This is a genomic window from Amycolatopsis sp. lyj-90 (assembly GCF_046549035.1).
In the GTDB taxonomy this organism is placed as follows: domain Bacteria; phylum Actinomycetota; class Actinomycetes; order Mycobacteriales; family Pseudonocardiaceae; genus Amycolatopsis.
The window spans coordinates 108872-133980 of the sequence record NZ_JAJPWP010000017.1 but is presented as its reverse complement, the minus strand read 5'-3'; the positions used below and the strand labels follow the sequence as shown (position 1 = coordinate 133980).

Genomic DNA, 25109 nt, shown 5'->3' with positions numbered 1-25109 from the left:
ACCTTACGAAAAGATCGGTCCGGGACTACAGTCCATTGACATGACGAAATCCCAGACCAATCTGGCTTGGGACGTGCTCCTCGACCTCTCCGGACCGGGTCCCCGGCACGAGCGGCTCACCCGGGCACTCCGCACGGTGATCCGCGATGGCGCGCTCGGCTCCGGCGCCGCGCTGCCGCCCAGCCGCACCCTCGCCGCGGATCTGGGCTTCTCCCGCTGGGTGATCACGCAGGCGTACGAGCAGCTGATCGCGGAGGGCTACCTCGCCGCGCGCACCGGCTCGGCCACCGTCGTGCGCTGGGTCGCGCCGGGGACAGAGCCCGCGAAACCCCTTCGCCGCCGGGCCGCGCCGCCGGAGATCGACCTCGCGCCCGGTCTGCCCGATCTCCGCCATTTCCCCCGGCAGCGCTGGGCGGAGGCGGTCCGCGAAGTGCTCGCGAACCTGCCGCACGGCGAGTTCGGCTACCCCGTCCCGGGTGGACATCCGCATCTGCGCGCGGTGCTGGCCGACTACCTCCGCCGATGCCGGGGCGCCGTCGTCGACGACGTGCGGATCTCGTCCGGCGTCACCGACGGGTTCGGCCGCGTGTGCCGCGCGCTGCTCGCGGCCGGGATCACCCGCGTCGCGGCCGAGGAGCCGGGCTGGCTGACGCTCCGCCGCGTCGCGACGAGGGCCGGTCTCGAAGTCGTCGGTGTCCCTGTCGACGAAGACGGCCTCCGCGTCGACGAGATCCCGCCCGGTGTGCGGGCCGTCCTCGTGACCCCGGCGCACCAGTTCCCCACCGGCACCGTCCTGTCGCCCGCCCGCCGCGCCGGGCTGCTGAACTGGGCGCGCGACGTCGACGGGCTCATCGTCGAGGACGATTACGACGCCGAGTTCCGCTACGACCGGCGCCCGGTCGGAACGGTGCAGGGCATGGATCCGGCGAGGGTCGCGCTGCTGGGGTCGGTCAGCAAGACGCTCAGTCCCGCGCTCGGTCTCGGCTGGTACGCCCTGCCTCCACAGTGGACCGAGCTGGTCGAACCCTCGCCGTCCCCGCCCGCGCTGGACCAGCTCGCGTTCGCGGCCTTCCTCGAACGCGGCTCGTACGACCGGCATCTGCGCGCGGCCCGGCGGCGCTACCGTTCCCGGCGCGACGCGCTGGTCGGCGCGCTCGGCCCGCTGCCCCTCTCCGGCATCGCCGCGGGCCTGCACCTCGTGCTGGACCTGCCGGGCGGATCCGCGGCCGAGGTGGTGCGACGAGCGGCCGTCAACGGACTGCGCGTCGCCGATCTCGACGACTACCGCGCGACTCCCGGCACCCCCGGGCTCGTTCTCGGCTACGGCAACCTCGCGGACGGTTCCGTCGGCACCGCCGCCCGCCTGCTGATCGAGGCCATCGGGGACTCGTGAGGCTCACTCGGCCATGCGGTGCAGCAGGAAGATCCCGTTCAGCAACGGCCTGTCGAGCCGCTGGTGGTCGGTGGCCATGTACTCGTCGAGGATGTCGAGGATGCGGTTGTCGAGTTCGGTGGCCTCCTCGGGCGAGAGGTGCAGCGCGAACCGCTCGACCACCCGCACCGAAGCAGGGCCTGCCTCGCGGAGTTCGTCTTGGAAGGCCTCGATCGGCCCGAACCGGGTGTCCTCGTTTTCCTCGTTCAGGGGCCCGTCCAGCCACCAGGTCTTGCCGGCGTTGCGGTACGGCTTCTCGAGCGCGCCGCTCGCGCCCGTCCGCACCGGCGCCTGCTCCAGCAGACCGGCGTCGACCAGCTGCCGCACGTGGTGGAGCACCGTGCCGGGGTCCTTGCCGAGCCGGTCGGCCAGTTCCTTGTTGGTCAGTTCGCGCTCCCCGCAGAGCCGGAGAATGCGCAACCGCATCGGGTGACCGAGCGCCTTGGCCTCGCGCGCCGTCGCCTCGCGCCGCCGGTCCGCGACCCTGGCGGCGACCTGATCGTCCATGAGCGCAGCGTAGCCGAGCGATGGGAGAAAAACACATCGATTGAGTTTTCCCCATCGATGTGTGATTCTCGATCGGTGACCGCGCTGGGGACCGCTTACTGGCGGCTGTGGAGCTCGTCGGGGCTGTCGAATCTGGCCGACGGGATCGTCAAGGTCGTGCTCGGCCTGGTGGCCGTCCAGTACACCCGGTCTCCGGCGCTCGTCGCGGGGCTGGCGACCGTGTCGTCCTTGCCGTGGCTGCTGTTCGCCCTGCACGCCGGGGTGCTCGCCGACCGCGTCGACCGCCGCCGCGCGATGCTCACCGCCAACGTGATCCGCGCGGGCCTGCTCGCTTCTCTCACGGCTGCGATCGAACTGGGCTTCGGCTCGATTTGGCTGCTCTACGTGGTCGCGCTCGGACTCGGGATCGCCGAAACGGTCCACGACACGGCCGCTCAGGCGATCCTCCCCCAGGTCGTGGGCCGCGATCAGCTGACGCGGGCCAACAGCCGCCTCTACGCCGCCGAACTCACCGCCAACGAGTTCGCCGGGCCACCGGTGGGCGGCTTTCTCGTGGCCGCGGGCGCTTTCGCCGCGTTCGCGGTGCCCTCGGCGCTCTGGATCGTCGCGATCGTCGCGCTCTTCTTCGTCCCGGGAACGTTCCGCGCCGAGCGCGTCCGCGAAACGAGCGTGCGCGAAGACCTCGTCGAAGGACTGCGTTTCCTTTGGGAGAAACGGATTCTCCGGATCCTGGCGATCATGGTCGGCGGGTTCAACTTCGCCACGAGCGCCATGATAACGATCTTCGTGCTCTACGCGGTGGGGCCGTCGTCGGCGATGGGCTTGTCGGAACAGGCCTACGGCTTCCTGCTGTCCGCCATCGCCCTCGGCAGCTTCGCGGCGTCGTTCGCGGCCGAGCGGATCGAACTCGCGCTCGGCCGCACCCGGTCCCTGGTCCTCAGCCTGCTCACCGGCGCCGCACTCGTCGGGATCCCCGCGGTGACCACAAATCCTTACGTGATCGGCGCGGTGTTCTTCGTCGGCGGGGCCGGGGTCGTGGTGTGGAACGTCGTCGTCGTGTCGCTGCGGCAGCGGATCATCCCGGACCACCTGCTGGGACGGGGCACCAGCGGCCACAGGCTCGTCGCGTGGGGCACCAAACCGCTGGGCGCGCTGACGGCGGGACTGCTCGCGGAGGGTGTCGGGCTGCGGCCTGTGTTCGCGGGTGCGGCGGCGCTGATCCTGGCGCTGGTGCTGCTCTGCCCTCGTGAGTGGTAAGGACGGTTAGAACCGTCCTTACCACTCACGAGACCAAACGCCTCACCGCCGCCGCTCAGCCAGGCAGCACCGCCCGCACGGCCTCCGGAGTCCGTGCGACCACGGTCGTGCCGTCGTCGGCGGTGATGATCGGCCGCTGGATCAGCTTCGGATGTGTCGCCAGCGCCTCGATCCACCGGTCGCGGTCGGCGGGCGTGCGCCCCCAGGTCTTCAGCCCGAGTTCCTTCGCGATCGCCTCGGCGGTGCGGGTGATGTCCCACGGTTCGAGGCCGAGTCGCTTGAGGACGGCCTTCAGTTCCTTCGCCGTCGGCGGCTCCTCGAGGTACTTCCGCACGGTGTATTCGGCCCCGGCCTCGTCCAGCATCGACACCGCGGACCGGCATTTGGCGCACGCCGGGTTCACCCAGATCTCCATCCGAGACCGCCTCCCTTCAAAAGTGCTCAGTCGGTGAGCACTTTGCTTCCGATGATGGTCACAGACGTTACGACGAGAGGAACCCGGTCATGGACGAGACCACCTTCACCGCCGCCACCCCCGCCGAATGGCGCGCCTGGCTGGCCGAAAACGCGGACACCGCGAAGGAGGTCTGGCTGATCATCCAGCACAAAGGCAACGGCGTCGCGAGCGTCCGCATCGAGGAGGCGATGGAGCAGGCACTCTGTTTCGGCTGGATCGACGGGCTGCACCGCAAGAACGACGCGACCAGTTCCCGGCTGCGGTTCACACCTCGCGGCCCCCGGAGTTCGTGGAGCCGGGTCAATCGCGAGCGTGCCGCCCGCCTGATCGCCGACGGGCTGATGACCGCACGGGGTCGGGCGATGATCGATCTCGCCAAGGAAAAGGGCCGCTGGCAGATGGTGCCCGACGGCGAAGGCGTCCCCGAGGATCTGCGCGCCCGGCTCGACGCCGACGAAGCCGCCCGCACCCATTTCGCGAAGTTCCCGCCGTCGTCGAAAAGGCTGATCCTGGAATGGATCCTGACGGCGAAGAAGCCGGAGACCCGGGAGCGGCGGATCGCCAGGACCGTCGAACTCGCGGCCGTGAACCTCCGCGCCAATCACCCTGTCCGGTGACTCAGTGGTCGTCGCGCCGGGCCACGAGGAGGGCGATGTCGTCCTGTGCCGGCGTCGTGCCGACGAGCGCGGCCATCACCCGCGCGCACACCACCCCGGGCAGTTCGGGGGTGATCACCGCGGCGAGCCGCTGCAGACCCACGTCGATCAGGCGATCCCGGCGCTCCACGAGACCATCCGTGTAGAAGGCGAGCACGCCGCCGGGCGGCAACTCGATCACCGTTCTTCGCCGCGTCAGTCCCGTGACCCCGATGGGCGGGTCGACCGGGACCTCGACGAACACCGAGGGACGGCCGGGCACCGCGAGCACCGGAGGGAGATGTCCCGCCAGCGAAATCGCCACGCTGTCCCGCGAAGCCGGTACCAGTCCGTACACGACGGTGGCGAGCGCACCCGGTTCGAAATGATGGACCTTCCGGTCCAATTTGGACAGAACCTCCGCCGGATCGTCCGATTCGAGCGCGTAGGCGCGAAGCGCGCTGCGCAGCCGTCCCATGATCACGGCGGCGTTGAGGCCGTGCCCGGCGACGTCGCCCATCACGACACCGAGGCGGTCGCCCGGCAGCGGGAACAGGTCGTACCAGTCACCACCGACCCCGGGCTCGGTACCCGGGACGTACCGCGCGGAGAACTTCATCCCGGCGACGGCGGGCAGCCGTCCCGGCAGCAGGCTCCGCTGGAGTGCCGCCGCGGCCGCGCGGTCGGTGGCGGAGTTGTCGATCTGCAACGCCAGCGCGAGCCGCGCGGCCACCAGCCGCAGCAGGTCGACGTCGGCCTCGGGGAATTCGCGCGGCGTCGTGGATCCGACGTGCAGCACGCCGATCAGCTCGTCCCCGGCCACCATCGGCACCCCGAGCAGGGTGCGGAGCCCGCGTTCCCGCAGCAGCGCGTTGACCACGGTGGTCTCGTCGACGTGGTCAAGGATCACCGGACGCCGTTCCGCGGCCACCCGGCCCGCGAACCCCGCGCCGACGGCGATCCGGACGTCCTGGAAGACCTCTTCTTCGATGCCGGAGGCGGCGATCGCGTGCAACTGCTGGGCTTCCGGGTCGTGCCGCAGGACCGTGGCCGTGTCGACGCCGAGCACTTCGCGCACCCGGCCGAGAATCGTGGCCATCACCCTTTCGGGATCGAGATGTCCCAGCGCGGTGTCGGTGATGGCCTCGAGCACCCGGAGCCGGTCGTCGGCGGTCGAAGTCCCGGACATGCGCTGAGCCTAGCCAGTCCGACGGCGCGATGTCGTCCAGCCCGCCGCCAGTTCGTCGAGGCCGTCGGCCAATTCGGCACTCGGCGGTATGGCTTCCCGCGGGACCCGGCAGGCGAGCGCCGTGCCGAGTCCCGCCATCCGGATGACGGTGTCGATCATCACCTCCGGCTCCTCCGGCCAGTCGAATCCCGGCTGGGTGATCAGCAGGCTCACGCATCCGTGCATCGCCGACCAGAGGCCCATCGCGAGGACTTCCGGTTCGCCACGCAGGATGCCCGCGCGCACGCAGGCGGCCGTCGCGTCGGCGAGGTGCCGGAAACAGGCGACCGCGCCGGGGGACGAACCGCCGGACGGTCGCATCAGGAGTACGCGGTACTGCACCGGATGGTCCAGTGCGAACCGCGCGTACACCCGCGCGCACCGGCTGAGCGCGCGCATGGGATCGGCGACTTCTGCGGCGTGTTCGCGCATCCGCTGCGCGAGCTCGTCCCATACCCCCAGGCAGACGGCCTCCAGCAACGCGTCACGGCTCGGGAAGTGCGCGTAGACCGATGGTGTGGAGACGCCGGTCCGCCGCGCGACCGCGCGCAGCGTCAGCGCCTCGTCGGTCCCCGTCTCGGCGAGCAGGGCGTCGGCGGCGCGCAGGATCTCGCCCCGCAGCTTCTCCCCTTCGCCCGGCCGCGCCTTCGTCCGCTTCGCGCCCATGCCGTGATGCTGCCAGCATTGACTTGACACCGTCAACTTGACGATGTCAGCTTGACCGTATGGCGCATTTCCAGACCGCGACCGCCCTGGTCCGCCGGGGCGACGACCCGGTGTTCGACACCGAACTCGATCCACAGTGGACGATCGGGGCGAAGCTGCACGGCGGCTACCTGCTCGCCGTCCTCGCCAAGGCTGCCGCGGCGGTCTCCTCGCATCCGCATCTGACCGCGATCAGCGGCTCGTTCTCGGTGGCCCCGGAGCCCGGCCCCGCGGTCGTCGAGGTCGAGGTCCTGCGCGAAGGCCGCGGCCTCACCCAGCTGCGCGCGCGGCTGAGCCAGCACGGCGCGCCCTGCACCGAGGCCCTGATCACCCAGGGCGTCCTGACGGACGGCGACGCGTGGTGGTCCGGAGTGGACCCGGTCGAGATCCCGCCGGAGCAGGACTGCCTTCCCGTCCCCGCCGACGGCGGCGGCGGGTTCCGCATCGGCCTGATGGACGTCGTCGAGCAGCGGCTCGATCCGGCCTCGGCCGGTTTCGCGGTGGGACAGCCGTCCCGGAAAGGCGTCATCTCGTCCTGGCTGCGGCTCGCCGACGGCACCGACTGGGATCCGGTGAGCCTGCTCGTGGCGCTCGACCCGGTACCGCCGATCTCCTACGACCTCGGCATCGCGGGCTGGGCGCCGACCGTCCAGTTCACCGCGTACCTGCGCGGGATCCCGGCGCCGGGCCCGGTCCGGGTGCGGATGCGGGCGGGCGAGATCGGCGGCGACCGCATGGACGAGATCGCGGAACTTTGGGACGAAAAGAACCGATTGATCGGGCAAGCCACCCAAATTGCCGCCGTGCGCGTCCCCTGATCCACCCGAAAGCAGGGTCATGACGGAACTCCGGGAGTTAAGATCCGGCGTCGACGTCATTGTTCTGGGGGCAGGACCATGGAAGTGGAACCACGCCGCGCGGACGCGGGCGGCTCCGACGGGGACGGGGCCGAAATCACCCGGCTCTGCCGGACCCTGGTGCCGCTGGCGGCCGCCGGTAAGCATGCCGAGGCCGCGTCGACCTACCGGTGGGTGACCAGGGCGTCCATGGGTGCTCCGCGCCAGTACGGCGACCACGCGCTCCGGCTGGAGTTCTGCGCGCTCACCGGCAACGAGCACACCGGTTTCGATCTTCTGTCGCTTTTGGACGGTGTCGGCGACCATTCGGACGCCGTCGGCAGGCTGGAGTTCTTCGCGTCGGCCGCCCTGCTCACCCGACGGTTGACGGAAACCGGATACGGCGAAATCCGGTTCGTTCTCAACGGTCCGTACGACGGCCTTTCCCTGCGGCTGCTGCACCGGCGGATGCGGGCGGCGGCGTTCGTCGAGGCCGAGGAACTCGACGAACGCGATCAGACCGCTTATTTCACCGCGTACGTGGAACGGAAGATGGCCGCGAAACCGGTCACCGAATTCGTCCCGCTCCTGCCTTCCGCACTGCCCCGGGTCCCGATCCTGCCCCCGCCGGACCTGTCCGCGGAGGAACTCGTCGTCCGGGCCGAAATCCACAATCACCGGTCCGAACCGGAGGAGGCGCGGGCCTGTCTCGCCGCGATCGACACCGTCGGAGACGAGCTCGCCCCACGGCTGGCGGAACTGCGCGCGATCTTCTTCCAGGGCGACGACACCGAGGAACGGCTGCGCCGCGCGGCCGCCGGGTTCCGGCGGCACGGCGACGAAATCCGGTTCCTGCTCAACCAATGCTGGCTCGGCCTGTGGCTCGTCTTCGACGATCAGGCGGAGACCGGGGTCGCGCTGACGACGGTGGCCGCGGCGCGGTTGCGCGCCGGGACCGACGATCGCGCCGCCTGCTGGGGCGAATACTGGCTGGCACACGTGCTTTCCGGGCAAGGACGCACTCCCGAGGCGTACGAGGCCTTGCGGCGTGGCGCCGAACGGGCCCGTGAAGCGGGCGATCCCTTGCTCCACGGCACTCTTCTGTGCCTGGAGGCGTCGCTGCGGAACGGCGACGGCGAGGATCCGGCGACCACCTTGGAACTCGCGCAGGCGGCGACGGACGCCTTCATCGTCGGCAACGTCGGCGAGAAGGCCGTCGAAGCCGTCGAACAGGTCCGGATCGCCTACGAGCGAGCAGGATCGCTCGACGAGTTGGACGTCTTCGTGGAGCACCTGCTGGTGACGCTGCCCGTCGGCGGCCCGGAACGGTTGCGCGGTCACCTCCGTCAGCTGCGGGCGTTGTCCCTGATCGGCACCGGCCGATTCGCGGAAGCCGTCGACGACGCCTACGCGTCTCTCGGCGTCGCCGCGTCGAAAGGCAAGGACAACGCGGAACATTGGTACGTCCTCGTCACCGCGCTGCACGGCGCCGGCCGCTACGACGAGGTCCTCGACGTCGCGCCCCACGCCATCGACCTGCTCACCGGACTGCCGGACTGGGGCCACCGCTGCCGGTGGATGTACGCCGACACCTACCGCGCGCTCGGCGAGTCTTCGCGCGCCTTCAACGAATACGCCGTCCTCGCCGAGATCCTGGAGGAGTCGGGTGACACCGGGCATTCGTACATCTCGGTGAGCATGGCCGCCGCCGAACAACTGGACCTGCTCGGCTACGGCGCGAACGCCGCCGACTTCTACGCGCGGGCGGCCGACGCGGCACTGGCGATCGGCGGCGGCTACGTGGCCGCCACCTGCCGGAACGCCGCGACGCTGTCCCGGCTGCGGTCCGGCGACCTGGACGCGGCGCTGACCGCGCTCGACGCCGCGGAAACCGCCGTGCACGCCGTGGAAACCGAAACCGCGCCCGCCAGGGAACATCTCATCGCCCAGCTCGATCACGTCGCTGCCCACGTGCTCAGCGCCGCGGGCCGGATCCGCGAAGCCGCCCGGCGCGCACTCCGCGCCGCCGAAACCTTCCACCGGATAGGCGAAGCCGAGTCCGCCCGCGACGTCGACCTGCTGCTCGAACAGATACTTCTCGGCGAACAAAAGTGACGACTCGTGACCGGCGCTCGACGTCGTGGCTGAACCGAAGGTGAGCGAGGGGCCTTCATGTACTTCAGGCGACCTTGCCAGCCCTCGCGACCCGGAGAAAAATGCCCGTCATGCCCGACGCAGCCAGCGGTACCCGAAGCCTGTCCCTCGGCTCGATCGCGCTGTGGATCGTGCGCGTCGCGCTGGCGGCCGAGTTCCTCTACAGCGGTTACCTGCTGTTCGCCGGCGGCCACACCGAACAGACCTTCGCCGAGATCGGGCTCGGGCAGTGGCTCCGGTACGTCACCGGCGTCCTGGAGGCCGGCGGCGCGATCGGCCTGCTCGTCCCCCGCCTCGGCGGGCCCGCGGCACTGCTGCTGGCGGGCGTCATGGTGGGCGCGAGCGTCACCGAGCTGTTCATCCTCGCCAACGGCGGCCCGGTCCTCCCCCTGATCCTGCTGATCGTCTCCGCGACCCTGGCGTGGTTCCTGCAGGATCAGACCCGCGCGCTGCTCGGAATCGAGCCTCCCGCCGACGACGAGGACTACCGCTAGGCGAACGCGAGGCCGCCGTCCTCCGAACGGCGCAACGGCCTCCCGCCGAATGCACCGATCACCGGAACAGTCAACGAAAAACCGCATGTCAGCGCGCCTCGCGAGCGCTTGTCGACAGCGCCGAAAACCGATCATCAGCGTGATCACGCGCTCACTCAAGGTGAAAGATTGCGGCTCGTTTACAACGAACCGGCCACCTGCTTGACAGTCGGAGTGGTACGTACCACGCTGCCCGCATTGGTCTACACCATTTTGTGGGAGCCCGGCACAGTGGCCGGGCATCGAAAGGACGGCACGAGTGAAGCGCTGGCTCAAGATGACTGCGGGCGCCGCGGCCATCACCCTCGCGACGGCGGGCTGCGCCGGTTCCGGCAGTGGCGACAGCACGAATTCGAGCGCTCCGGCCTCGAACGGCTCGCTCACGGTCTGGCTCATGACCGGGACCGCCCCGGAAGCACTGACGAACTCGCTCCACAAGGAATTCGAAGACGCGCACCCCGGCGTCAAGGTCAAGTACGAGATCCAGCAGTGGAACGGCATCCAGCAGAAGCTGACCACCGCGCTGGCCAGTGACAACCCGCCGGACGTGATCGAGCTGGGCAACACCCAGACCCCCGCGTTCGCGAACCAGGGCGTGCTCGCCGACCTCACCTCGAGCGTGGGCGACTTCAACGGCGCGCAGTGGCTCCAGGGCCTCAAGGCTTCGGGCGAGTTCGACGGCAAGACCTACGGTGTCCCGTTCTACGCGGCCAACCGTGAGGTCATCTACCGCAAGGACATGTTCGAGCAGGCTGGCATCACCGCGACGCCCAAGACCCGCGCGGAGTGGCTCGACGCGATCACCAAGCTCAAGGCGAAGTTCGGCAGCGACCCCGAGTTCCAGGCCCTCTACCAGCCGGGCCAGAACTGGTACGAGCTGCTGTCGTTCATCTGGGACGAGGGCGGCGACATCGCCCAGGCCAACGGGAAGTCCTTCAAGGCGACCCTGGACTCCCCGCAGGCCAAGGCCGGGCTCGAGTTCTACAAGCAGCTCACCGACGCTTCGGGCACCAAGGCGCCGAAGGACGCCGACGAGGCCACCCCGCAGCAGGCCGGTATCTACGGCGCTGGCAAGGTCGCGATGATGATCGGTGTCCCGGGTGAGGCCGACACCGCGGCGAAGACCGACAAGTCCATCAAGGAGAAGTCGGGCGCCTTCCCGATCCCCGGCAAGGCCGCCGACAAGTCGGCCCCGGTCTTCCTCGGTGGTTCGAACCTGGTCATCCCGGCCAACAGCAAGAACTCGGCCGCGGCCAAGGACTACGTCAAGCTGTTCTCCACCCCGAAGTACCAGACCGAGCTGGCCAAGGCCGGTTACGTCCCCGGTACCTCGACCGACGTGTCCGCGCTCGACGCGAACCCGCTCACCAAGGTCATGGCCGAGGCGTCCAAGAACGGCCGCGCCGTGCCGACCAGCCCCAAGTGGGGTGACGTCGAATCCGGTCAGAACCCGATCAAGGACATGCTGACCGCGTACCTGACCGGAACCAAATCGCTCGACCAGGCGACCGCCGACGCCAACGCAGCGCTCGACAAGCTCATCGGCGGATGACCACGACCAAAGATGTGACGACGCCGGCGGGGGCCACCCCGCCGGCTTCGCCGCGCATCAAGCCCCCGAAATCGAACCGGCGCCTCCGCCTCGGCGAGCGGACGGCGCCGTACCTGCTGATCCTTCCCGCGTTGATCGCGATCCTGGTCCTGCTGGGGTGGCCGACGCTGCAGCTGATCGGGATCAGTTTCCGCAAGCTCGACCTCCGTGAGCTGGTCTCCGGAGAGATGGTCTGGGTCGGATTCGAGAACTTCTCCGAAATCCTGTCCGACTCCGAATTCTGGGAGATCACCGTCCGCACGCTGGTGTTCACCGCCGCGGTCGTGATCACCACCCTGCTGCTCGCGCTGTTCATGGCGCTGCTGATGCGGCATCTCAACCCGGTGGTCCGGGTGATCCTGCAGGTCGCGCTGATCCTCGCGTGGGCGACCCCGGTGCTCGCGACGACCACGATCTTCCAGTGGATCTTCGACCAGCAGTACGGGATCCTGAACAAGACGCTCGCGAAACTCGGCTTCGAGGGATTCATCGGGCATTCCTGGTTCGCCACCGGACCGAGCACGCTGACCGTGATCGGCCTGCTGGTCGTCTGGCAGGCCGTGCCGTTCGTGGCGTTCACGCTCTACGCCGGGCTCCTCGGCGTCCCCAAGGAGCAGTACGAGGCCGCGGGCATCGACGGGGCGAACGGCTGGCAGGCGTTCTGGGCGGTCAGCTGGCCGGCGATCCGGCCGATCCTGACCATGGTCACGTTCCTGTCGGTCCTGTGGGACTTCAAGTTGTTCGCCCAGGTGTGGGCGATCCGCCAGGGCGGGCCGGACGGCTCCAGCACGACGCTGCCGGTCTACATGTACCTCAAGGGCCTCGCAGGCAACCACTTCGGCCTGGCGGCGACCGCCGCCCTGCTGATGATGCTCGTGCTGATCCTGCTCACCGCCCGGTACGTCCAGCTGCTGGTGCGCACGAAGGAGGCCGACCTGTCATGAAGAAGTCCCTCGCGCAGCGGATCGGCCTCGGCACGTTCGGCGTGATCGTGGCCTTCCTGTTCGTCTTCCCGACGTACTGGATGGTCACGTCCGCGCTGAAGACGCCAGGCGAAGTCCTGTCGCCGAATTACGACCTGATCCCGCTCTCGGTGACGTTCGACAACTTCGTCACGGCGCTGACGAAGCCCGGATTCACCACCTATCTCGCCAACAGCCTGATCGTCACGATCGGCGCGGTGCTGTGCTCGCTCGTCGCGGGCGTGCTCGCCGCGGTTCCCCTGTCCCGGATGCGATTCCGCGGGCGCAAGGGGTTCCTGATGCTGGTGCTGATCGCCCAGCTCGCGCCGTTCGAGGCGCTGCTGATCCCGATGTACCTGCTGATGCGGGACGCCGGGCTGCTCAACCAGCTGCCTTCGCTGCTGCTGGTGTACTTCGCCGCGACACTGCCCTTCACGTGCTGGATGCTCTACGGCTTCGTCAACGGCATCCCGTACGACCTCGAAGAAGCCGCGATGATCGACGGCTGCAGCCGGGCGGGCGCGTTCCGCCGGGTGACGCTGCCGCTGCTCGCGCCGGGACTGGTGACCACGTCGGTGTTCAGCTTCATCACCGCGTGGAACGAGTTCCTGTTCGCGTTCGTGTTCATGCGCGACCAGAACAAGCAGACGCTGCCGGTGTGGCTTTCGTCGTTCCGGACGGCGTTTTCCGTGGACTGGGGCGGGATCATGGCGGCGTCGGTCATCTACGCCGTACCCGCGCTGGTGTTCTTCATCCTCGTTCAGCGCAAACTCGTGTCCAACCTGACCGCAGGCGCAGTGAAGGGATAATCCTTGTCTTCACCGGAAAAGCTCGCCGGCTCCGTTCTCGTATCGGGCTTCGACGGCACGACCGCACCGGATTGGCTGCGGCGCAAGGTCGCCGACGGCCTCGGCGGCGCGATCCTGTTCGGCCGCAACGTGGTCGACGACGAGCAGGTGGCCGCGCTCAGCGCGCAGCTGCGGGCGGAGCGGCCCGACGTGCTCATCGGCATCGACGAAGAGGGCGGTGACGTCACGCGGCTCGACGTCGCCACCGGCTCGTTCGTCCCGGGACCACTCGCACTCGGCGCCGCGGACGACGTCGAGCTGACGACCTCGGTCGCGGCGGCGCTCGGCGAGCGGCTGGCCGCGTGCGGGGTCACGATCAACTTCGCCCCGTGCGCGGATCTGACCCTGGCGGCGGAGGATCCCTCCATCGGGGTCCGCGCGTTCGGTTCGGATCCGGTGAAGGCGTCGCCGCATGTCGCGGCGTACATCACCGGTCTGCAGAAGTACGGCGTGGCCGCGTCGGCGAAGCACTTCCCCGGGCACGGGGCGGCGACCGACGATTCGCACCACTCGCTGCCGGTCCTGCCCAGGACCGAGGCGGAACTGCACGAGATCGAGCTCGTCCCGTTCAAGGCGGCGATCGCGGCCGGGGTGCGCGCGGTGATGACCGGGCACCTCGTCGTGCCCGCGTGGGGCGATTTGCCCGCAACGCTCAACCCGAAGGCGCTCACCGACGTCCTGCGCGGCGAGCTCGGCTTCACCGGCGCGGTGATCACCGACGCGCTCGACATGGGTGCCATCGCGGGCGAACTCGGCAAGACCGAGGGTGTCGGCCGGGCGTCGGTGCGGGCGCTGATCGCCGGTGCCGACGCGCTCTGCCTCGGCGGTGTTTCGTTCGAAGAGGACGAGCTGAACCGGATCGCGGCGGTCATCGCGGCCGCGGTCGAATCCGGCGAGCTGCCGATGGAACGGCTCGTGGAGGCGTCGGAGCGGGTCGCCGCGCTCGGCACTCCCCCGGTGTCGACGCCGATCTCGCCGGTCGACCACCGGCTCGGCCTGGAGGCGGCTCGCAAGGCGCTGCGGATCCAGGGCTCGCCGAAGCTGGACGGGCCGCCGCTGGTGATCGACATCGAGACCGAGCCGATCATCGCCGCGGGCCCGATGCCGTGGGGGCTCGGTGCGCATCTGACCGAACTCGTGCCGGGCACCCGCGCGCTCAAGGTCACCTCGGACGAGATCGCGACCGCGATCGACGCCGTCCACGGCGCGCGCGACATCGTCGTGGTGACCCGCGAGGCGCACCGGCACCCTGAGGTCCGCGAGTTCCTCGGCTGGCTCCGTGAGGCAGGCGTGGACTACATCCGGGTCGAGACCGGCGCTCCCGGCCCCGACACCGAAGGTCCGCGGCTCGACACGTTCAGCGGGTCCTACGTCAGCCTCCGCGCCGCCGCGGAGTACCTGGCCTGACCCTCTCTCGCGTTTCGTCCTCTAGTTGCGGTACTTGCATGTGCAAGTACCGCAACTAGAGGACGAATTGCGTTGGGGGGTTATTCGGTTGCGAAGCGGGCGGCGGGGGTGTGTAGTCGGGAAGATCGGTTCCCGGCCCAGGAGATGATCGTCTTGCCAGTGTCCATGTTCTTCCCTCAGGTAATTTCCGCCTACCTCAAGGACATGACACTTCGTGAAGACCCTCAATCTGGGGATTCTGGCGCATGTTGACGCCGGGAAGACCAGCCTGACAGAGCGGCTGCTGCATACGGCCGGGATCATCGGCGAACTGGGCAGTGTCGACGACGGCAGCACCCAGACAGACACGCTGGCGCTGGAGCGCGCCCGTGGGATCACCATCAAGGCGGCCGTGGTGTCGTTCGCCGTCGGCGACGTCATCGTCAACCTGATCGACACCCCCGGCCACCCCGATTTCATCGCCGAGGTCGAACGCGCGCTCGGCGTGCTCGACGGCGCCGTCCTGGTGCTGTCCGCGGTCGAAGGCGTTCAGGCGCAGACTCGCATCCTGATGCGGACCCTGCGACGGCTGGGGATCCCGGCGCTGCTGTTCGTGAACAAACTGGATCGCCGCGGAGCCGACCCGGACCGCGTGTTCCGTGAGATAGCCGAGAAACTCACGCCGTCGGTCGTCGCGATGGACCCCGTGGCACCCGATCGGGTGGCCGACCTGCTGGCGACGCTCGACGAGGACTTCCTGACCGAATACCTCACCGACCCGGACGCGTTCACACCGTCGCGACTGCAGGCCGAACTCACCGCAAAAGTGGTCGAAGGGCTCGCTTATCCGGTCTACTTCGGCTCGGCGATCACCGGAGCGGGTATCGACGCACTCCGCGACGGCATCGAGAATCTGCTGCCCGCCAAGGAAGGCGACGCCGACGGGCCACTGTCCGGCACGGTGTTCAAGGTCGAACGCGCTCCGGGCGGCGAAAAGATCGCCTACGTCCGGCTGTACTCCGGCACTGTCGCCGTCCGCGACAAGGTCCTGCTCGGTGACGGCGAAGGCAAGGTCACCGCGATCAGCGTCTTCGACAACGGCTCGGCCGTGTCTTCGGGATCGGCTAGTGCCGGGCGGATCGCGAAGCTGTCGGGGCTCGATGTCCGCATCGGTGACGTGTTCGGGACCAGGCCAAGGCACGCGCAAGTGGCTCTGTTCTCACCTCCGACGCTGGAAACCGTCGTCTCCCCGGTGCACGCGGTCGATCGCGGACCGCTGCATCAGGCGCTGACCCGGCTGACCGAACAGGATCCGCTGATCGGCCTGCGGCACGACGAGATCCGCGGGGAAACCTCGGTCTCGCTGTACGGCGAAGTGCAGAAGGAGGTCATTCAAGCGACGCTCGCGGAGGAGTACGGCATCGACGTCACGTTCAGCGAGACGACCACGATCTGCGTCGAGCGCGTCTCCGGCACCGGGTCGGCCGCCGAAATCATCGACAAAGCGCCGAATCCCTTTCTCGCCACGGTCGGATTGCGCGTCGAACCAGGCCCGGCGGGAAGCGGGATCTCGTTCCGGCTGGAGGTCGAACTCGGCTCGATGCCGTATTCCTTCATCAAGGCCGTGGAGGACGCGGTGAAGGAGACACTGCGCGAGGGCGTCCACGGCTGGGAGGTGCTCGACTGCGTGGTGACGATGACGCATTCCGGCTACCACGCCAGGCAAAGCCACGCCTACGGCACGTTCGACAAGAGCATGTCCAGTACCGCGGGCGACTTCCGCGATCTGACGCCGCTAGTGCTGATGGCGGCGCTGCGACAGGCCGGGACGACCGTGCACGAGCCGATGCACCGGTTCACCCTCCAGGCCCCGGCCGACACGCTCGGCCCGGTCACCGCGCTGCTGGCGCAGGCTTGGGCCGTCCCGCGCACGACACTCACGAGAGGCGGGACGGCGGAACTCGACGGCGAGATCCCGGCGGCGAAAACCCATGAGGTGCACCAACTCCTGCCCTCGGCGACAAGGGGCGAAGGCACGATGGAGACCGCCTTCCACGGCTACCGGCCCGTCCGGGGCGCGGCACCGTCACGGTCGCGGACCGATCACAACCCGTTGGAGCGCAAGGAATACCTGCTACGCGTGCTGCGGCGTGTCTGACGTCACGGCGTTCAGAGCGCCTTTACGACGGCGACCATGTCCTCCGCACCGAACCCGAGCCGCTCGGTCTCTGCGTAGAGGGCACGGGACGCGTCGAGCAGCGGCAGGGTGAGTCCCGCTCGCCCTGCCGCCGCCGCGATCAGCTCGACGTTGGCCAGGACGTTCGCGATCGACGCCTGCGGCGTGAAGTCCTCTTCGGTCAGTTTGGGCACCTTGACCCGCAGGATCGGGCTGGCCAGCTGCCCCGCGCCGAGGACGTCGGTGAGCAGGCCGAGGTCGAGCCCGTGCGCCCTGGCGAAGCGGACGGTCTCGGCCAGCCCGGTCACGACCGCGGTCAGCTGCACGTTGACCGCCAGCTTCATCAGGAGCCCGTTCGGTACCGGCCCGCAGTGCACGGTCTCCCGGCACAAGGGCTCCAGCAGCGACCGGATCTCCCCGATCGCGCCCGGGTCGCCCGCGAGCATGGCGACCAGCTCCCCCGCCTCGGCCGGAACCCTCGAGCCCGAAACCGGTGCCTCCACGTACTTCGCCCCGGCCGCGAGGAGCTCGGCCTCGATCCCGCGGGAGTGCTCCGGCGCCGTCGTTCCCATGTGGACGATCGTGCGGCCGGCGAGCGCGGGCCGTCCGCGGTCGAGCACGGCATCGACGGCCGCCGCGTCCTTCAGCATCAGGAACACGACCTCGCACCGCGTGAAGAGCTCCGCCGCGTCCTCGGCGACCTCGGCGCCCGCGGTCACCAGTTCGGAGGTCTTGCCGGGGGTGCGATTCCAGACGAGCAACGGGATTCCGGCCCGCGCCAGGTTCAGTGCCATCGGCCCGCCCATGCTGCCCAGCCCGGCGAAGCCGACTCGTGAGATACCCATGGACCCACTGTGCCCCAGGGTCGCGAACCGGTGTGGACGATGAGATGTTCCTGCCGGAAATCGCGAGGAATGCCCCTCGTGAGTGGTAAGGACGGTTCTAACCGTCCTTACCACTCACGAGGCTTTAGAACGGGTGCACCATCCACACGTTCGCTTCCACGTAGACCCCGCAGTCCCGCTCGACGTTCGCGTGCACCGGCGCGATCCCACCGGGGATCACGTTGTCTCCGTCGGCGAGTTTGACGCCGGTCCAGTCGTGCCAGTCCGCGATCGAGCCCGAGATGGTCACGGCGAACGGGCAGACCTTGATCATCCGCGCGCCGAGCCGTTCGTGGGTGCGCAGCCAGCGGTCGGCGAACAGCCCGTCCTCACGGCGCCGGACGGCGTACTCCTCCATCGGGACGTCCGGCTCGTCCTCCTTGCCGATCGGGCGCACCGAGACGATCAGCCGCTTCAACCCCGTCTCGGCCGCACGCGCTTTGAGCGCCTTCAGCATCGGTGTGGACAGGCCCGTCCCGCGCATCTTCGGGGCCACGACGACTTCGAGCGCGCACAACGTGTCCGGCTCGCGGCCGTCCATGAGGTCCTGCGCGGCCCACTGGATCGCTTCGTCCCAGCCGTGTTCCGGCAGTTCCCGGCGATCCTCGGCGGGATAGGTCAGCGGGACCGACAGCGCCCGCGCGATCGGCACGCCGTCGTCGTCCAGCGCGATCAGGAAGTAGCGGGCCCAGTGCCGCAGGAACCGTTCCGGGGTGATCATCTTGCCGCTGAAACCCCGGTAGATGAACTCACCCCCGACATCGCCGAGATTCAGTGCGGGGTCGAGGAGATCGGGACGGGACGCAAGATCGACGATTCGCATGCCGCCCAGTCAAGCGAGCCGACGTTCACCGGCGATAGCTGCTTCCGGGCGATGATCAAGCCAGCTGTCGCGGCGCGGCCTGCAATCGGGAAAGAACATCGGTGAGCCTGCCCGCGGCGACGTCCCATTCCTCGAGGACGCTGCTCCGCGCGAGCGCCGACGTCCGCAGGGAATGGCGGAGCTCGGCGTCGAGCGACCAGCGCAGCAGAGCCGTCGCGAGCGCGGACGGATTGTTCGGTGGCACCAGCATGCCGGGGACCCCGCCGCCGGGCGCCATGCCGAGGGCATCGTGCGCGCCGGCGGTTTCGGTGGTCACCGCGGGGATCCCGCGCGCGAGCGCCTCGGCGACGACCAGTCCGGACGTGCCGCCGCGGGCGGGCAGGACAAGCAGATCCGCGCCGTCGTAGACCAGGTCGAGGTCGTCCGGCGGCCGGATGAGGCTGATCCGGGAACCGAGCCCGAGCCGCTCCACCGTCCAGCGCAGTTCGTCCACGTAGACGGGATCGTGGTGCATCGCGCCGGCGAAGACGCATTTGAACGCCAGTTCGTCGACCATCGAGAGCGCCTGGATCAGCACGTCCTGGCCGTGGCGCGCGGTCATCGGCGCGAGGCAGAGCAGCCGGGAGACGCCGTCCGCGCCGGTGGCGAGCGGTGCGGCGTCCGTGCCGGGTGTCGCGACGTAGACCCGGGTGGGGTCGAGGTCGTGCCGGTCGATCAGCTGCCGCGCGAGCCACGGCCCGGTGGCGACGACCATGCCCGCGAGCCGCAGGGTCTCCCGTTCGCACGCGTCGAGTTCACCGGCCTGCGCCGGGTCGAGCGCGGGATCGTCGGCGAGCGGCTGATGCACCAGGACGGCCAGCCGCAGCCGCCGGGCGTGCGGGATCACGATCTCCGGGACCCCGCAGGCGACCGTGCCGTCGATCAGGACGACGGTGTCGTCGGGCAGCGCGGTGAGCGAGCGCGCCAGTCTCGACCGGGCGAGTGGCCCCGGCATCGGCCAGTCGCCCGCGATCGGCAGTTCCAGCAACGGGAGGCCGGTGGCCGGGAGGTTCTGGCACATCCGTCGGTCGTACTCACCGCTGGTCTCCCCGGCTTCCCCCGGCAGGACGAAGACGACCGGTTCGGTCACGCGGACATTCGAGGTGAACACGGTTACCTCCAGGTGCGGGCGCCTTATTAAGGGACACGGACGCGGAGTCCGGACGGTTCACATCTGGAGGCGGAAATTTCAGCCGCGCACGCGCGCGATCGCGGCGACGATCTCGTCACGCAGTCCGGCCCCGACCGCGATGGTGGCCGCCGAGCGCACCGTGTGGTCGTCGCCATCGGTATCGACGACCACTCCCCCGGCCTCGCGCACCAGCAGGACACCCGCCATCGTGTCCCACGGTTTGTTGGCGAGGATGACGCTCGCGTCGAGTTTGCCGTGCGCGACCCAGGCCAGGTCGATCGCCGCGGAGCCGAGGAACCGGACCCGCTGGACGCGGCCGCCGAGTTCGGCCAGCAACGCCATCCGGACGCGGTTCTTGACCTCGGCGCCCTCGCCGACCGCGAAGTCTCCGATCGAGACGATCGCGTCGGACAGCTTCGTCGCCTTCGAAGCTTCGAGACGTTCTTCGCCCGCGTACGCGCCCTGGCCCTCCACAGCGGTGTACGTGACATCGAGGAACGGCAGGGAGATGGCCGCGACCGTGCTCTTGAGACCGTCGACGAGACCGAGCGAAACGCCGCACAGCGGGATGCCGCGCGCGAAGTTGGCCGTGCCGTCGACAGGGTCGAGCGCCCACCACAGGTTCTCGTCGCCCTGGTGCCCGCGTTCCTCGCCGAGGATGCCGATCTCCGGGGTCTCGCGCGCCAGGAACTCGCGCACGGCGTCCTCGACGGCGAGGTCGACGTCGGTCACCATGTCGCGATCACCCTTGGCGGCAACGGAAAACGACGTCATCGAGCGGATGATCCCGGTCGCCTTGGCGACGGCCTCGCGGGCGACGGACAACAATGCGGCGTGGTCGGTCATCTGGGTACCGTAGCCCGGTGAATCTGTTCCCGACGACCACGACGGCCGACGAACGCGCCCGCGACGCCGACGTCGCGGTGCTGCCCGTCGGCAGTTTCGAACAGCACGGCGCGCACCTCCCGCTGGCCACCGACGCGATCATCGCGACCACCATCGCCGACGCCCTCGCCTCGGCGTACCCGGTGCTGCGCCTCCCGCCGATCACGATCGCCTGCTCGCACGAACACGCGGACTGGCCGGGAACGGTCAGCATCTCGGCCGCGACGCTGTACGCCGTGGTGAACGACGTCGCCGCCTCGCTGCGCCGTTCCGGGGTGCCGAAACTGGTGCTGGTGAACGCGCACGGCGGCAACTACGTGCTGTCCAACGTGGTCCAGGAATCGACGTCGCCGATGGCGCTCTTCCCCGGCGTCGAAGGCTGGCAGGCGGCGCACGGCGCGGCCGGACTGGAGACGTCGCTGGACAGCGACATGCACGCCGGGGAACTGGAGACCTCCCTGCTGCTGCACGCCCACCCTGCGCTGGTCCGGCCCGGTTTCGCGGAGGCGGACCACCTGGCCGACGACCGGCGGCACCTGCTGACGACGGGGCTGCGGCCGTACTCGGAGTCCGGTGTGGTGGGACGGCCTTCGCTGGCGACGGCGGAGAAGGGGCGGCTGGTGCTGGAGTCGCTCGTGCGGAGCTTCGGAGACACCCTGACCGCGCTCGCCTGACCCGCCCGCGCCGCGGGAACAGCGAGGGTCAGGAGCCGACTGAGCCGACAGAGCCGACTGAGCCGACAGTGCCGATCGAACCGACAGTGCCGATCGAGCCGGCCGAGTCCAGGTGCGGGAGGAAGTGGTGCATCCGCTCCCGTTTCGTCCGCAGGTACCGCAGGTTCTCGTCGTTCGGCGTGACCAGCAGCGGCACCCGTTCGCTGATCCGCACCCCGTGCAGTTTCAGCTGGTCGACCTTCGTCGGGTTGTTGGACAGCAGCCGCACCGACCGCACCCCGAGGTCGGCCAGGATCGCCGCCGCCGCACGGTAGTCCCGCGCGTCCACCGGCAGCCCGAGCGCGATGTTCGCCTCGACGGTGTCGAGTCCTTCGTCCTGCAGCCGCATCGCCTTCAGTTTCGCGAGCAGGCCGATGCCGCGCCCTTCGTGCCCCTGCGCGTACACGAGGACTCCCGCGCCCTCTTCGACGATCGCCCGCAGCGCGGCGGCGAGCTGGTCTCCGCATTCGCAGTGCATCGAGGCGAACACGTCGCCGGTCAGGCATTCCGAGTGGACCCGCGCCAGCGTGCCGGAACCCTCGACGTCGCCGTGCACCAGCGCCATCTGCTCGGTGCCGTCGGCGTCCAGGTAGCCGTACGCGCGGAAAACGCCGTAATGGGTCGGCAATCTGGTCTCTACGACCCTCTCCACGATCATCGCGTTTCTCCTATCCGTACAGGTACCCCGAGGCGCGGTGCGGCGGGCGTATGAGTCTTGAAAGAGCGCGCCAGCAGCACGGCGGCGCCGGGAAGGCTCGCCACGAGCGCGAGCACGCCGTAGACGACGGCCACGGTGACACCCTGCGCCGAACCGAGCCCGGCCGTGCCGAACAGCAGCGCGCACACGCCTTCGCGCGGGCCCCAGCCGCCGATGTTCAGCGGCAGTCCCATCGCGAGCAGGGCGAGGATCATCAGCGGCAGCAGTTCGCCGACCGGCGCGGTGACCCCGGCCGCCCGAGCGGCGACGACGAACAGGGCGAGGTGCCCGGCGAGGGTGGCCACCGAAAGCAGGCTCACCCCTGGCCAGGTCTCCTTGGTCAGCAGGCCGAGCCGGACGTCGGCGAGGGTGACGGCGAAACCGCGGCGCCACTTCGATCCACTGTGGATCCAGTGTTTCCCCGCCGTCATCCCGGTGACGACGGCCGCGAAAGCGACGACGACGACCACGATCGCGGCGGCCATGACGACCCCGTCGATCGGCGGCGGGACTACGGAAGGCGCACTGAGCACGACGGCGACCGAAGCGCCGATCACCGCGACCTGCCCGGCCGTCCGCTCCAGCACCACCGCGCGGACCCCGCGCGGGACGTCACCGGATTCGCGGCCGTGCTGCACGGCGCGGTTGACGTCACCGAGAACTCCCGCCGGCAGGACACCGTTGAGGAACAACGCGCGGTAGTACTCGCCGACGGCGCTCCACAACGACAGCTTCAGGCTCAGCCGCCGAGCGACCAGGCACCAGCGCCAGGCGCTGAACACCGTCGTCGCGAAGCCGATCCCGAGCGCGGCGGCGACACCGGTGGCGTCGACCTCGCGCAGCCCGTCCAGGAAGGCCCGGGTGCCCAGTTGCCAGGCGAGAACGGCGAGGATGCCGAGCGCGCCGAGGATCTTCAGCCAAGGCCAAAATCGCTTCACGACGGCACCACCAGAAGATCTTCGTGCTGGATCACCGCGTTCAGCTCGCCCGCCGCGCACTGCGCGAGCCGCCACCGCAGGTAGGCGTCCCCGTCCGCCGCGAGCTCCGGCCGCTGCTCGCGGGCGGCGCCGACCCAGCCGGTGAGCCATTCCGCGGTCAGCGCGGCCTGGTCCGCCCCGAGCCGCCACGGGCTCGGGGCCCGCCGCACGGTGGCGCCGAGCCGTTCGAAGACGCCGAACGCGACGTCCACCGCGTCCGGGCCGAGCAGCCACCGGCCGTTGGTCACCCGGCGCTGGTGGGCGTTGAAGGCGTCGGCGATCTCGACGTCGAACTTGTCCTTGGGCGACAGCACGACCCGGCCCGAAACGCTCAACGTGAACAGAACCGCGCAATTGGCCTCGACGCACGCCTCCGCCAGCCTGCTCATCTCCTCGGCGGTGAGCAGGTCGAGCAGCGCGGACGCCGCCACGAGCGACGTCCCGGCGAGGTCCTCGGCACGCAGTTCGGTGATGTCGCGTTCTTCGGCGACGACGGTGACTTCGCTTCCGTCCAAAGCGTGCTCCGGACGACTGGTGCGGGCCAGCGCGTGGGTGAGCAGATCGGTGTCGCGGTCGTGCAGGATCCAGCGCTGGCGGCCGGGCAGCCGCCTGGCCAGCCAGCGGCCGAGTGAGCCGGTGCCACAGCCCAGATCCCGGACGACGACCTCGTCCTGAGTCTTCAAGAAGGAACGGACCGGCTCGATCAGCTCGGTCGCGCGCGCGGCGGCGTCGGCGTCCTCCCGCAATTGCAGCCAGCTGGGGGCGTACTTGGTCATGCCGCCGTCCTTTCGTTCAGCAGCACGGCGGCGACGCCGCGGGCCGTCGCGTCCCAGCTGGTCAGCGTCTCGCGGCGAAGGCGGGCGGAGGCGCGAAGACGGTCACGCAGTTCAGGCTCGGTGAGCCAGCGGCGAAGGGCGGCGGCCAGCGCGTTGACGTCCTCGCCGGGTACGAGCATCCCGGGCACGCTGCCGTCGGGTGACCGGCCGAGCGTGTCCGGCAGCGCGTCGACGGCGGTCGCGAGCACGGGAACACCGTGCGCGAGCGCCTCGGTGACCACCATGCCGTAGGTCTCCGCACGCGAAGGCAGCACGAGAAGGTCTGCGGCCGCGTACGTCGCTTCGAGCGCTTCGCCGGACCGGGGGCCGGTGAGGGTGAACCTCTCGCCGAGGATGTGTCGCCGCAGGCGCTCGACGTAGCGCGTCTCGCGGCGGATGGCGCCGACGCATTCGCAGATCCACGGGAGATCGGTGAGCGACTTCAGCGCGTCCGCGAGCAAGCCCTGCCCCTTGCGCGGGGTCACGTTGGCGACGCAGACCAGATGCGTCCCGTTCAGGCTTCCGGGCGAGACTTCGGCCTTGTCGACGCCGGGCGGGACGGCGTGGACGCGATGCGGGGCGAGGTCGTGGTGCTCGATCAGCCGCCGCGCCGCCCAGTCGCTCGTCGCGACCACGGCCTCGACAGCGCCGAGCGTCTCGCGCTCCAGACGGTCCAGTTCGGCGGCGAGCGAGGGCGAAAGGCCCGTCTCGTCGGCCAGCGGCAGGTGCATCAGCACCGCGATCGACAGCCGTTGCGCCGCGGGCACGATCACCTCGGGCACCCCGCAGGCGACCAGCCCGTCGAGCAGGACCGCCGCACCGTCCGGCAGCTCGGCGAGCTTGCGCGCCAGGACCTTGCGCGCCTCGGTGTCAGGCCGCGGCCAGTTCCCGCGGACGGCGATCTCGCGGACCTCCACGCCCGTCGCGGCGAGGCCGTCGCACAGGCGGCGGTCGTAGACGTTGCCGCCGCTCGGCGCGCTCAGGTCGTCGATGTCGTTGGGCAGGACGACATGGAGGCCGTTCACAACACACGCTCGTAACTCGCCCACGCGACGTGGGATTCGTGCAGCGAGACGGTGATCCCCTCGAGCCCTCGCGCCCCTTCGCCGAGCGCTCCCGCGTGGACGCGGTCGGCGAGCCTGTCGGCGATGACCTTGGCGAGGAATTCGGTCGAGGTGTTGATCCCGGCGAACTCGGGCACGTCGTCGAGGTTGCGGTAGTTCAGGTCGGCGAGCACCGCCTTGAGCTCTTCGGTCGCCTTGCCGATGTCGACGACGATGTTGTCGGCGTCCAGCGCGGACCGGCGGAACGTCGCGTCCACCACGAAGGTGGCGCCGTGCAGTTTCTGCGCGGGTCCGAAGACCTCGCCGCGGAAGCTGTGGGCCACCATGACGTGGTCGCGGACGGTGATACTGAACAACGGACCTCCTCCGGTCG

The 25109-nt window shown here is 69.7% G+C and carries 25 protein-coding genes; 12 read left to right on the top strand and 13 right to left on the bottom strand.

Annotated elements, in window-relative coordinates; genetic code table 11:
* Nucleotides 1-40 precede the first annotated feature (40 nt).
* A complete protein-coding gene (locus ACLJPX_RS43205) occupies nt 41-1393 on the top strand; it encodes a PLP-dependent aminotransferase family protein (RefSeq protein WP_410605934.1) in 1353 nt (450 codons plus the stop codon).
* Between the two features lie 3 nt (nt 1394-1396).
* Here ACLJPX_RS43205 and ACLJPX_RS43200 read toward each other — a convergent pair whose 3' ends face one another.
* Nucleotides 1397-1939 carry an ArsR/SmtB family transcription factor gene (locus ACLJPX_RS43200; protein WP_410605933.1) on the bottom strand — a complete coding sequence of 181 codons (543 nt, stop codon included), beginning with the start codon at nt 1937-1939 and terminating at the stop codon, nt 1397-1399.
* 75 nt (nt 1940-2014) lie between these two features.
* Here ACLJPX_RS43200 and ACLJPX_RS43195 point away from each other — a divergent pair, with 75 nt between their 5' ends.
* Nucleotides 2015-3196: an MFS transporter gene (locus tag ACLJPX_RS43195; RefSeq protein WP_410605932.1), complete on the top strand. Its 1182-nt coding sequence runs from the start codon at nt 2015-2017 to the stop codon at nt 3194-3196.
* Between the two features lie 55 nt (nt 3197-3251).
* On the opposite strand, the gene ACLJPX_RS43190 is transcribed toward ACLJPX_RS43195, so the two are convergent.
* The gene (locus ACLJPX_RS43190; protein WP_410605931.1) at nt 3252-3611 is read right to left on the bottom strand and encodes an arsenate reductase family protein; all 360 of its coding nucleotides are present in this window, start codon (nt 3609-3611) and stop codon (nt 3252-3254) included.
* Nucleotides 3612-3700: 89 nt separating this feature from the next.
* Here ACLJPX_RS43190 and ACLJPX_RS43185 point away from each other — a divergent pair, with 89 nt between their 5' ends.
* Nucleotides 3701-4270 carry a YdeI/OmpD-associated family protein gene (locus tag ACLJPX_RS43185; RefSeq protein WP_410605930.1) on the top strand — a complete coding sequence of 190 codons (570 nt, stop codon included), beginning with the start codon at nt 3701-3703 and terminating at the stop codon, nt 4268-4270.
* A gap of 1 nt (nt 4271) precedes the next feature.
* On the opposite strand, the gene ACLJPX_RS43180 is transcribed toward ACLJPX_RS43185, so the two are convergent.
* Nucleotides 4272-5477, bottom strand: coding sequence for a PP2C family protein-serine/threonine phosphatase (locus tag ACLJPX_RS43180; protein WP_410605929.1), 1206 nt, complete (start codon nt 5475-5477; stop codon nt 4272-4274).
* Between the two features lie 9 nt (nt 5478-5486).
* A complete protein-coding gene (locus ACLJPX_RS43175; protein WP_410605928.1) occupies nt 5487-6182 on the bottom strand; it encodes a TetR/AcrR family transcriptional regulator in 696 nt (231 codons plus the stop codon).
* Between the two features lie 59 nt (nt 6183-6241).
* Here ACLJPX_RS43175 and ACLJPX_RS43170 point away from each other — a divergent pair, with 59 nt between their 5' ends.
* The 8 genes from ACLJPX_RS43170 (at nt 6242) to ACLJPX_RS43135 (ending at nt 16689) form a co-directional block, all read left to right on the top strand.
* Complete coding sequence (locus tag ACLJPX_RS43170; RefSeq protein WP_410605927.1) at nt 6242-7039, top strand: thioesterase family protein; 798 nt, start codon at nt 6242-6244, stop codon at nt 7037-7039.
* Between the two features lie 78 nt (nt 7040-7117).
* Nucleotides 7118-9172 carry a hypothetical protein gene (locus tag ACLJPX_RS43165; RefSeq protein WP_410605926.1) on the top strand — a complete coding sequence of 685 codons (2055 nt, stop codon included), beginning with the start codon at nt 7118-7120 and terminating at the stop codon, nt 9170-9172.
* Between the two features lie 110 nt (nt 9173-9282).
* Nucleotides 9283-9705 carry a DoxX family protein gene (locus ACLJPX_RS43160; protein ID WP_410605925.1) on the top strand — a complete coding sequence of 141 codons (423 nt, stop codon included), beginning with the start codon at nt 9283-9285 and terminating at the stop codon, nt 9703-9705.
* Between the two features lie 298 nt (nt 9706-10003).
* The gene (locus ACLJPX_RS43155) at nt 10004-11296 is read left to right on the top strand and encodes a sugar ABC transporter substrate-binding protein (protein ID WP_101612715.1); all 1293 of its coding nucleotides are present in this window, start codon (nt 10004-10006) and stop codon (nt 11294-11296) included.
* Entirely contained in the window at nt 11293-12279 is a 987-nt protein-coding gene (locus tag ACLJPX_RS43150; RefSeq protein ID WP_410605924.1) for a carbohydrate ABC transporter permease, read from the top strand. Before ACLJPX_RS43155 ends, ACLJPX_RS43150 begins: the two co-directional genes overlap by 4 nt.
* The gene (locus ACLJPX_RS43145; protein ID WP_101612713.1) at nt 12276-13106 is read left to right on the top strand and encodes a carbohydrate ABC transporter permease; all 831 of its coding nucleotides are present in this window, start codon (nt 12276-12278) and stop codon (nt 13104-13106) included. The genes ACLJPX_RS43150 and ACLJPX_RS43145 overlap by 4 nt, the downstream gene beginning before the upstream one ends.
* A 3-nt stretch (nt 13107-13109) precedes the next feature.
* Complete coding sequence (locus tag ACLJPX_RS43140) at nt 13110-14552, top strand: glycoside hydrolase family 3 protein (protein WP_410605923.1); 1443 nt, start codon at nt 13110-13112, stop codon at nt 14550-14552.
* 214 nt (nt 14553-14766) lie between these two features.
* Nucleotides 14767-16689, top strand: coding sequence for a GTP-binding protein (locus ACLJPX_RS43135; protein ID WP_410605922.1), 1923 nt, complete (start codon nt 14767-14769; stop codon nt 16687-16689).
* A gap of 11 nt (nt 16690-16700) precedes the next feature.
* Here the strand turns inward: ACLJPX_RS43135 and ACLJPX_RS43130 are convergent, their stop codons facing one another.
* From ACLJPX_RS43130 to ACLJPX_RS43115, 4 genes are all read right to left on the bottom strand, one after another.
* Nucleotides 16701-17552, bottom strand: a complete 852-nt coding sequence (locus tag ACLJPX_RS43130) for an NAD(P)-dependent oxidoreductase (protein WP_410605921.1) — start codon at nt 17550-17552, stop codon at nt 16701-16703.
* A gap of 124 nt (nt 17553-17676) precedes the next feature.
* A complete protein-coding gene (locus ACLJPX_RS43125; protein ID WP_101612709.1) occupies nt 17677-18414 on the bottom strand; it encodes a Long-chain-fatty-acid--CoA ligase in 738 nt (245 codons plus the stop codon).
* A gap of 55 nt (nt 18415-18469) precedes the next feature.
* On the bottom strand, nt 18470-19564 hold the full coding sequence (locus ACLJPX_RS43120; RefSeq protein ID WP_410605920.1) for a glycosyltransferase family 4 protein: 1095 nt from the start codon (nt 19562-19564) through the stop codon (nt 18470-18472).
* A 78-nt stretch (nt 19565-19642) separates the two neighbouring features.
* On the bottom strand, nt 19643-20431 hold the full coding sequence (locus ACLJPX_RS43115; protein ID WP_410605919.1) for an inositol monophosphatase family protein: 789 nt from the start codon (nt 20429-20431) through the stop codon (nt 19643-19645).
* Nucleotides 20432-20448: 17 nt separating this feature from the next.
* Here ACLJPX_RS43115 and ACLJPX_RS43110 point away from each other — a divergent pair, with 17 nt between their 5' ends.
* On the top strand, nt 20449-21144 hold the full coding sequence (locus ACLJPX_RS43110; protein ID WP_410605918.1) for a creatininase family protein: 696 nt from the start codon (nt 20449-20451) through the stop codon (nt 21142-21144).
* 28 nt (nt 21145-21172) lie between these two features.
* Here ACLJPX_RS43110 and ribA read toward each other — a convergent pair whose 3' ends face one another.
* From ribA to ACLJPX_RS43085, 5 genes are read right to left on the bottom strand one after another with little or no spacing between them, the layout of a single operon-like run.
* On the bottom strand, nt 21173-21841 hold the full coding sequence (gene ribA / locus ACLJPX_RS43105; RefSeq protein ID WP_410605917.1) for a GTP cyclohydrolase II: 669 nt from the start codon (nt 21839-21841) through the stop codon (nt 21173-21175).
* On the bottom strand, nt 21838-22818 hold the full coding sequence (locus tag ACLJPX_RS43100) for a lysylphosphatidylglycerol synthase transmembrane domain-containing protein (protein WP_410605916.1): 981 nt from the start codon (nt 22816-22818) through the stop codon (nt 21838-21840). The genes ribA and ACLJPX_RS43100 overlap by 4 nt, the downstream gene beginning before the upstream one ends.
* The gene (locus ACLJPX_RS43095; protein ID WP_410605915.1) at nt 22815-23633 is read right to left on the bottom strand and encodes an SAM-dependent methyltransferase; all 819 of its coding nucleotides are present in this window, start codon (nt 23631-23633) and stop codon (nt 22815-22817) included. Before ACLJPX_RS43095 ends, ACLJPX_RS43100 begins: the two co-directional genes overlap by 4 nt.
* Nucleotides 23630-24697 carry a glycosyltransferase family 4 protein gene (locus ACLJPX_RS43090; RefSeq protein WP_410605914.1) on the bottom strand — a complete coding sequence of 356 codons (1068 nt, stop codon included), beginning with the start codon at nt 24695-24697 and terminating at the stop codon, nt 23630-23632. The genes ACLJPX_RS43095 and ACLJPX_RS43090 overlap by 4 nt, the downstream gene beginning before the upstream one ends.
* Nucleotides 24694-25092 carry a 6-pyruvoyl trahydropterin synthase family protein gene (locus tag ACLJPX_RS43085; protein ID WP_101612701.1) on the bottom strand — a complete coding sequence of 133 codons (399 nt, stop codon included), beginning with the start codon at nt 25090-25092 and terminating at the stop codon, nt 24694-24696. The genes ACLJPX_RS43090 and ACLJPX_RS43085 overlap by 4 nt, the downstream gene beginning before the upstream one ends.
* Between the last annotated feature and the right edge of the window lie 17 nt (nt 25093-25109).

Excerpts from the sequence above, each read along its gene's own strand:
- ACLJPX_RS43165 (WP_410605926.1), top strand. The coding sequence starts at position 7,118 with ATGGAAGTGGAACCACGCCGCGCGGACGCGGGCGGCTCCGACGGGGAC.
- ACLJPX_RS43115 (WP_410605919.1), bottom strand. The coding sequence starts at position 20,431 with ATGACCGACCACGCCGCATTGTTGTCCGTCGCCCGCGAGGCCGTCGCC.
- ACLJPX_RS43160 (WP_410605925.1), top strand. The coding sequence starts at position 9,283 with ATGCCCGACGCAGCCAGCGGTACCCGAAGCCTGTCCCTCGGCTCGATC.
- ACLJPX_RS43180 (WP_410605929.1), bottom strand. The coding sequence starts at position 5,477 with ATGTCCGGGACTTCGACCGCCGACGACCGGCTCCGGGTGCTCGAGGCC.
- ACLJPX_RS43185 (WP_410605930.1), top strand. The coding sequence starts at position 3,701 with ATGGACGAGACCACCTTCACCGCCGCCACCCCCGCCGAATGGCGCGCC.
- ACLJPX_RS43150 (WP_410605924.1), top strand. The coding sequence starts at position 11,293 with ATGACCACGACCAAAGATGTGACGACGCCGGCGGGGGCCACCCCGCCG.
- ACLJPX_RS43170 (WP_410605927.1), top strand. The coding sequence starts at position 6,242 with ATGGCGCATTTCCAGACCGCGACCGCCCTGGTCCGCCGGGGCGACGAC.
- ACLJPX_RS43145 (WP_101612713.1), top strand. The coding sequence starts at position 12,276 with ATGAAGAAGTCCCTCGCGCAGCGGATCGGCCTCGGCACGTTCGGCGTG.
- ACLJPX_RS43200 (WP_410605933.1), bottom strand. The coding sequence starts at position 1,939 with ATGGACGATCAGGTCGCCGCCAGGGTCGCGGACCGGCGGCGCGAGGCG.
- ACLJPX_RS43175 (WP_410605928.1), bottom strand. The coding sequence starts at position 6,182 with ATGGGCGCGAAGCGGACGAAGGCGCGGCCGGGCGAAGGGGAGAAGCTG.
- ACLJPX_RS43205 (WP_410605934.1), top strand. The coding sequence starts at position 41 with ATGACGAAATCCCAGACCAATCTGGCTTGGGACGTGCTCCTCGACCTC.
- ACLJPX_RS43190 (WP_410605931.1), bottom strand. The coding sequence starts at position 3,611 with ATGGAGATCTGGGTGAACCCGGCGTGCGCCAAATGCCGGTCCGCGGTG.
- ACLJPX_RS43130 (WP_410605921.1), bottom strand. The coding sequence starts at position 17,552 with ATGGGTATCTCACGAGTCGGCTTCGCCGGGCTGGGCAGCATGGGCGGG.
- ribA (WP_410605917.1), bottom strand. The coding sequence starts at position 21,841 with ATGATCGTGGAGAGGGTCGTAGAGACCAGATTGCCGACCCATTACGGC.
- ACLJPX_RS43125 (WP_101612709.1), bottom strand. The coding sequence starts at position 18,414 with ATGCGAATCGTCGATCTTGCGTCCCGTCCCGATCTCCTCGACCCCGCA.
- ACLJPX_RS43095 (WP_410605915.1), bottom strand. The coding sequence starts at position 23,633 with ATGACCAAGTACGCCCCCAGCTGGCTGCAATTGCGGGAGGACGCCGAC.